General features: G+C 34.5%; 1 protein-coding gene and 2 pseudogenes. All 3 read left to right on the top strand.

The window, feature by feature from the left end; all coding sequences use genetic code 11:
• Positions 1–282, top strand: a pseudogene (locus ACKI44_RS04485) (heterodisulfide reductase subunit B); the annotation flags it as partial.
• Complete coding sequence (hdrA, locus tag ACKI44_RS04480; protein WP_407421960.1) at positions 279–2,591, top strand: ferredoxin:CoB-CoM heterodisulfide reductase subunit HdrA; 2,313 nt, start codon at positions 279–281, stop codon at positions 2,589–2,591. The pseudogene ACKI44_RS04485 and the gene hdrA, both read left to right, overlap by 4 nt.
• Before the next feature lie 48 nt (positions 2,592–2,639).
• A pseudogene (locus ACKI44_RS04475) lies at positions 2,640–3,075 on the top strand (molybdenum cofactor biosynthesis protein MoaE).
• Positions 3,076–3,093: the final 18 nt, after the last annotated feature.

Genomic DNA, 3,093 nt, shown 5'->3' with positions numbered 1-3,093 from the left:
CCGGATTTATCATTTACAGCGACAGCAGACAAAATGAATTCACTTAAGGATGAAGGTGTTGAAATTGTAGTGCATTTATGTCCTAATTGCCATATACAATTTGACAGATATCAACCATTAATCTCTAAAAGGGAAGGTAGGAAATTTAAAGCGATTCACTTGAATATTTCCCAATTCATTGCTATTGCAATGGGTGCTGATTGGGAGAGTGTTGTCGGTGTTCAGGCACACACTTCCAAAATCGATTCTGTGATTACAGAATTAAAGGAGGTTGAATCATGAGTGGAGATTTGAAAATTGGCGTTTTCTTATGTGAATGTGGTGGAAACATCTCCGATACCGTAGATTTGGATGAAGTCAGACAATCACTTGATGTTGAGGTAATAAAACAATTTGAAAATTTATGCTCATTAAATGGACGTAAAATCATACGTGATGCAATTATCGAACATCATTTGGATAGAGTTGTAATTGGTGCATGTTCACCTATAAGTCATGAAAAAACATTTCAAGATTATGTAAAACCTCTAAATCCTTATTTGATGGATATGGCAAATATTAGGGAACAATGTTCTTGGGTTCATGATGATAAACAGAAGGCTACAAAAAAAGCCATTACGCTTATTAATGCATCTATAGAAAAGGTCAAGCAATCAGATGAGGTTAATCCTATTTACTGTCAAACCCCTGGTGAAGTAGCAGTTATTGGAGGGGGGATTGCTGGAATGAATGCAGCATTATCCCTTGCACGCCAGGGAACAAAAGTCACTATTATAGAACAGTCACCAACATTAGGTGGGCATATGGCTAAAATCGGAAAAGTTTTCTCTCCAGTGAAAATTGCTGAAGAATGCGGTATGTGTTTGCTTAATCCTATTCTAAATGATTTGGTATGGAATGAAAACATAACTGTTTGGACTAACTCAAAAGTTATAAGTGCCAATCGTCATGCTGGAACATATAACCTTATTGTAGAGAAATCTCCAAGATTTGTTGACATCGATAAATGTATTGCATGCGGAAAATGTAGTGATGTCTGTGAAATCAATGTTCCCGATGACTGGAATGAAGGTTTATCTTTAAGGAAAGCAATTTATAGACCATATGGACAATCCTATCCTGAAGCATATGTAATTGACGGGGATGCATGTACAAAATGCGGTGAGTGTAAACGTCAATGTATGATGGATGCAATTTCTCTAAAACAAAAACCTGAGAAAGTTCCACTTCAGGTCGGTTCTGTTATAATAGCTACCGGTCATCAATTGATAGATCCTAATAAAAGGCCGGATTACTCCTATAAAAGACATCCCGATATTATTACACAAGCGGAACTTGGACGTATAACTGGCGTAAATGGACCAACAAAAGGCAAATTATTAAAAGCCAATGGTGAAGTTCCAAAAAGAGTTGTGATGATTCAATGTGTAGGTTCAAGGGATGAAAAGCCGGACGGACATAAGTATTGTTCTAAAATATGCTGTTCGGTCGCATCTAAAAATGCAAACATCATTAAACACAAGTATCCTGATACTGATGTTTTAATTTGTTATACTGATGTGAGAACTCCGGGAATGTTTGAAAAATACTATAAACATACACAATCTAATGAAGTTAGGTTCTTAAGGGGCAGACCTGGTGAAGTTGCCGTTAAAGGGGATAATTTCATTGTACGTGTTGAAAACACAATTAAAGGTGAATTTGAAGAAATTGAATGTGATATGGTTGTACTTTCAACAGCGATGGAACCATCTGAAGGAACTAAGGAAATTGCAGAAATTTTAAACATTGGAACTACGGAAGATTCATTCATAAAAGAATCACATCCCAAAATTAAACCGGTTACAACAGATGTTCAGGGAGTATTTGTTTGTGGTACTGCACAAGACCCTAAGGATATTACTGATTCGATAATGCAAGCAACAGCCGCAGCATCTAAAGTCAGTGAATACAATCATGGTGGTGTAGAAATTGAACCATTCATTGCAGATATTGACTATGAAAAATGTCAATTATGTGGGGACTGTTTAGCTAAATGTAAGTTTAAGGCTTTAAGCATTATTGATGATGAACTGGTCTTGGATCCGATGAGTTGTGACGGTTGTGGAAAATGTTTAACTGTTTGTCAACATGGTGCAATCAACATTAACGGTAATATTGATGAGAAGATATTCGCTACAATTAATGGTGTATTATCTAAGAAAGTGGATGGTGAGCGTATCATATTGGTATTCTTGGATTCTATAGGTTATACTGCGGCGGATAATATTGGAGTTAATAGACTGAATTATCCGGAATCGATACATATAATAAAAGTTCACTCTGTTAATCGTGTAAGGCCTAGCCATATTAAATATGCACTTGATAATGGTGCGGATGGAGTATTTATTGGTGAATTCCCTGGTGATTTAATGTATGATGAAGTTGAACGTAAAATCGAAAGGGTGAAAACACAGATTGCAAATGCTGATGAAAATCCGAATAGATTGGCATTTTCAAAGGTATATATTCCTTACTTTGAGGGGCTTGCCCGCAAGTTAAATGATTTTGACAAGCAAATTGAAAATCTGAATGAGATAGAAGGGGTTTGAAAAAACCTCTTAATTTTAATTTTTATTTAAATAAATGGTGTTTTTAAAATGGTTGTACAAGTTATAAAAGCTAAGGATGATAAAATTACAGCAGCTGATTTAATTGCTGATTTGAAAAAGAATAATAATTGATTATTCTGGAGTAATTTTCACTTTTGAAGGAATGGTTCGTGGAAAAGATGAGAATATGCATTTGGAAAAGTTGATTTTATCAACTCCTGATGTTGAAAAAACTGTAGATGAAATTGAGAAAATAGTTGACAATACTAAAATTAAATATAATGTTCATGAAATTTCAGTTGTTCATTATATTGGTGAATTTTACACAGGAGACACATTATTTTTAGTTGCTGTTTTAGGTTCTCATAGAAATGAAACCCTTGAAGCATTAAAAGAAACAATTGAAAATGTTAAATTCAATGTAGAATTTAAAAAAGAAGAAATTTCAAAAGAAGGAAGAAAAACAATTTTGGCAGGGGGATAAATCATAACTTCCTGTTCA

The sequence above is a fragment of the Methanobrevibacter sp. genome, assembly GCF_045646205.1.
Classification (GTDB): domain Archaea; phylum Methanobacteriota; class Methanobacteria; order Methanobacteriales; family Methanobacteriaceae; genus Methanocatella.
The sequence above is the reverse complement of the archived record's forward strand: the minus strand, read 5'-3'. Positions and strand labels throughout refer to the sequence as shown.